This window comes from uncultured Mailhella sp. (assembly GCF_947631555.1).
In the GTDB taxonomy this organism is placed as follows: domain Bacteria; phylum Desulfobacterota; class Desulfovibrionia; order Desulfovibrionales; family Desulfovibrionaceae; genus Mailhella.
The window spans coordinates 1-3,866 of record NZ_CANRLT010000131.1; the positions used below are offsets into that span (position 1 = coordinate 1).

At 58.5% G+C, this 3,866-nt stretch carries 3 protein-coding genes, 1 tRNA gene and 1 pseudogene; 1 reads left to right on the plus strand and 4 read right to left on the minus strand.

The annotated features are described in order from the left end of the window. Nucleotides 1-80 precede the first annotated feature (80 nt). The 3 genes from Q0Z94_RS11325 to hflK all read right to left on the minus strand — a co-directional run bounded on the left by Q0Z94_RS11325 (nucleotide 81) and on the right by hflK (nucleotide 2,951). Nucleotides 81-674, minus strand: coding sequence for a flavin reductase family protein (locus Q0Z94_RS11325; protein ID WP_298069793.1), 594 nt, complete (start codon nucleotides 672-674; stop codon nucleotides 81-83). 247 nt (nucleotides 675-921) lie between these two features. After that, nucleotides 922-1,764 carry a protease modulator HflC gene (hflC, locus tag Q0Z94_RS11330; protein ID WP_298069797.1) on the minus strand — a complete coding sequence of 281 codons (843 nt, stop codon included), beginning with the start codon at nucleotides 1,762-1,764 and terminating at the stop codon, nucleotides 922-924. Between the two features lie 8 nt (nucleotides 1,765-1,772). Further along, on the minus strand, nucleotides 1,773-2,951 hold the full coding sequence (gene hflK / locus Q0Z94_RS11335; protein ID WP_298069795.1) for an FtsH protease activity modulator HflK: 1,179 nt from the start codon (nucleotides 2,949-2,951) through the stop codon (nucleotides 1,773-1,775). 157 nt (nucleotides 2,952-3,108) lie between these two features. On the opposite strand from hflK, the gene Q0Z94_RS11340 reads away from it, so the two are divergent. After that, a tRNA-Arg gene (locus Q0Z94_RS11340) sits at nucleotides 3,109-3,185 on the plus strand. Nucleotides 3,186-3,718: 533 nt separating this feature from the next. On the opposite strand, the pseudogene Q0Z94_RS11345 reads toward Q0Z94_RS11340, so the two are convergent. Next, a pseudogene (locus tag Q0Z94_RS11345) lies at nucleotides 3,719-3,866 on the minus strand (IS1595 family transposase); the annotation flags it as partial.

The window sequence follows — 3,866 nt, forward strand, 5'->3', positions numbered from 1 at the left end:
TGCTCAACTTCTCCCACCTTGTCAAGCTCTTTTCCTCTAAATTTTTTCCTTTTTTCCTTCCCGCCACCAACTACGCAAATTTATTGCCTTTCTTCCCCGCCGCGCCGCTTCACCGTCTTGCCCACGGCAAAGGCGCGGGCCACAAATTCGCCCGTGGAACGGTATTCCTGCGCCAGCGGTACATAGGTCAGCGCATCCACAGCCCCCGCATCGGGCAGCTTTTCAGATGTCAGACAGTCCCGGCGGACCTTCACGTCCATGATTTCCCCCACGACTTGGACATGGGAACCCAATTCCAGCGTGTGCCGAAGCTGAAGCTCCAGAATCACGGGGCATTCTCCCACATAGGGAGCGTCCACATGGTCCCCAGCGCAGGGTGTCAGGCCCAGGGTGCGGAACTTGTCCTCACTGCGCCCGGACACCAGACCGGCAAAGTCTGTTTCGCCCGCCAAGGCGCGATCGGGAATGCTGACGGTGAATGCCCGGCGATGCTGTATGGCCCGCCACGTCCAGCGGCTGCGCCGGAGCGACACCGCGAGACAGGGCGGCTGTGTGCTGCACACCCCGCCCCAGGCAGCGGGCATGATGCCGGGGCGGCCGGCTTCATCATAGGTACCGACCAAAAATACTGGAGTGACGGGCACAAATGCTTGCGGCCCAAGAGAAATCAGCATAAACGCCTCGATGTTTGACGTGACCTTCCGCCGATCTCTAAAAAAGAGGATGGGCCGGAAAGTTTACAGACTGAAAAAGCACCCCGCTTTTTCCGCAAAGCACGGCCTCGCTCATCTGTCCAAATCACGAGTGAGAACACAGGCGGATATCCGGAAACGCTTGGATTTCTGCACTCCCTTCCCCTGTTCGCGGAACAGTCCCTGCGCATAGACAGCGTTGAAGCCATCCGCCTTTGCCTGGCTTCCGCTAGCGGATGGGCTGGAGCAGCGGACTGTCCGGCGTGAGCACCATGCGTGTATTGTCGCTGAGGGACTTGCGCAGCGCCTCAAGGCCCCGCTGGAATGCGAAGAACTCCGGCGACTTCGAGAACGCCTCGGCGTAGATCCGCGCAGCCCCGGCATCGCCCTCGCCGCGCAGCACCGCCGCCTTCTTGTTGGCCTCCGCAAGAATAAGCGCCCGTTCCTTCTCTGCGCCGGAACGAATCTTCGTGGACTGTTCCGCGCCCTCGGAGCGGTACTGCGTGGCCTGGCGTTCGCGTTCGGCGCGCATACGGTCGAAAATGGCGCGCTGGTTCTCGGCGGGCAGATCGGTGCGCTTGATGCGCACATCCACGATGCCGATGCCGAATTCCTTCATCTGTTCCGAAGCTCTGGCTGTCACGGAATCCATGATCTCCGTGCGCTGACCGGCCACGACTTCCGTCAGGGTACGGCGGCCCACATGGGCACGGATCTGCGAATAGATCACGGCGTCAAGGCGGGCCTGTGCGTTCAGCTCCGTGCGCATGGTGCGGTAGAACTGAAGCGGATCCTCAATGCGCCAGCGGGCGTAGTTGTCCAGTACGATGGTCTTGAGGTCGCTGGTCAGGGCTTCTGCAGGGCGGGCATCATAGTCCAGAATGCGGGCGTCAAAATAAACCACGTTCTGGATGAAGGGAATCTTGAAATGCAGGCCCGGGCGGTAGACTTTATCCTGGGGATCGCCAAGCTGGATGACCAGAGCCTGCTGGGTCTGATCGACGATGAACAAGCCCTGCTGCAAAAGTATCGCAGCAGTGATGATGACCGCGACAAGAGCGATGGCTTTCATGCTTCGCATCAGCGTCCACCCTCCTTCAGGCTCGTGCCCTGTCTCTTCCACGCATCCAGGGGAAGCAGAGGCAGAACCTGTTTCCCGGCATCGGAGGGAAGCACCAGCTTTTCCATTCCGGGCTTGCTCAGAATATCTTCCAGGGTTTCGTAAAGCATACGCTTGCGGGTCACGTCCTCGGCCTTTTCGTACTCGGCGAGCACGGAGAGGAAGCGCTGCGCCTCGCCTTCGGCCTCGCGGATACGGGTAGCTTTATAGGCTTCGGCCCGGTTCACGGTTTCCGAGGCCTGGCCCTGTGCCTTGGGCAGAATGTCCCGGCGGTAGGCTTCGGCCTGATTGATGCTGCGCTGCTTGTCCTCGCGGGCGCTAGCAACATCCTTGAAGGCGTCGCTCACTTCCCTGGGCGGCTGCACGTCCTGCATCTGGACGGCCACGACCTGTACGCCCACCTGATAGCGGTCGAGTATCTTCTGAAGCAGGTCGGCCACATCGTTCTGAATCTGCACGCGTCCGCCGGTGAGCGCGGAATCCAATGTCGTCTTGCCGATGACCTCACGCATGGACGCTTCGGCCGCGCGAGCCACCACCTGATCGGGGCGGATCACGTTGAACAGATAGTCAACGGCGCCATCCGGCTTGATCTGGTACTGGATGTTGAACTGGACATTGATAATGTTTTCATCGCCGGTGAGCATGGCGGATTCTTCATCCACCGCCTGCACCCGACCCTGCTGGAAAACGCCGCCCACAGACTGGGCACGGTAGCCCACGGCGGTCTGACGCACCTGCGTGACCTTGGGACGGTAGACCTTTTCAAAGGGGTACGGCAGGTGGATATGCGGTCCCGGCCCCTCTGTCCGCACATAGCGGCCAAGGCGCAGCACAACGCCGGCTTCATCCGGCTGAACGATGTAGATGCCGGACAGCCCCCAAGCGATGAGCGCCGCCAGAAGCAGCCAGCGAAGCCGGGGTGCGCCGTTAATCTTTGGAAGTTTGGGAAAATTGAAAGACGGACCGCCAGGACCGGAAGACCCGCCGCCCTGCTTCCTTTCTTCGTTCTCATCTGCCTGTCCGCCGTCGTTTCCGTTTTCGTCGCGACGGCCCCAGTCGCCTCTGCCCACGGGGCCCCAGCCATGTTTCTGCTGTTGCTGCCGTTTTTCCTGTAATTTATCCCAGTCCCAGTTCATAATGTGTTAACCATAGGCCACGAATACGGCACGGTCAAGGGCGGAAGGAGCCGGAACCGCCCAGAAAACGCCAAGCCGGAGCCCTTTTCTTCCTGACTTTTGGCCGGAAAAAAAGACTTGACGCCCCCCGTCATTTTTCGTACCTTACGCCCGTTGTGCGCTCGTGGCTCAGCTGGATAGAGCAACAGGCTACGAACCTGTGGGTCGGGAGTTCGAATCTCTCCGGGCGCACCACACAAACGATAAGGCTTATGAGCGATCATAAGCCTTTTTTCATGCCGCTGCTGCCTTCAGGCTTCGGAGTGCTGTCTGCCGAGGTGTCTGAAACACTGTGCTAACGCGTAAACAGCGAAATTGGACGGCTGCGATATATGGCTCAAGAGAGGTGACGCAGACTGCCGCTGTTTCAACCTGAAAAGGCCTTTTCTCGAAATGCCGGACAGCTTGCAAAGTCTCGTCCCGTTTCGTACCTTCTCCCTACCATACGCTATTTTATCTCAACATGCGAAAGCTCTATCGAGAGGCTGTCCTCTTGTACCGAGCGCAGGAACCAGCCTAGCTGAAACGTTGCTCCTGTCGGCTTCGGAGCGGTACGTATGCAAGGACTTGACGATAGAGGAGAGCTGTGCCGGGACAATATGGAGAGCTGCTTCCGTCAGTATGGGCAGGACAAGCCCCCGTGTCCCTGGAAGGCTCAAACTTTCAGAAAAATGCCGGCCAAGCCCCCCGCATTGCAGAGTGAAAAAAAGGGGCTGTCCTAGCTAAGACTAATGTTTTGTCTGTTTTACCCAATAAATTAGCTGAGTTAGGAGTTGTTTATGATTGCCTCCATTGAAAGGCCATTCGCATTCCTTGAGGAACCAGTAAAAGTTTTCAGGCTTAATACCGTTAAAGCGGCGTAAGTGTCTTTTGGCC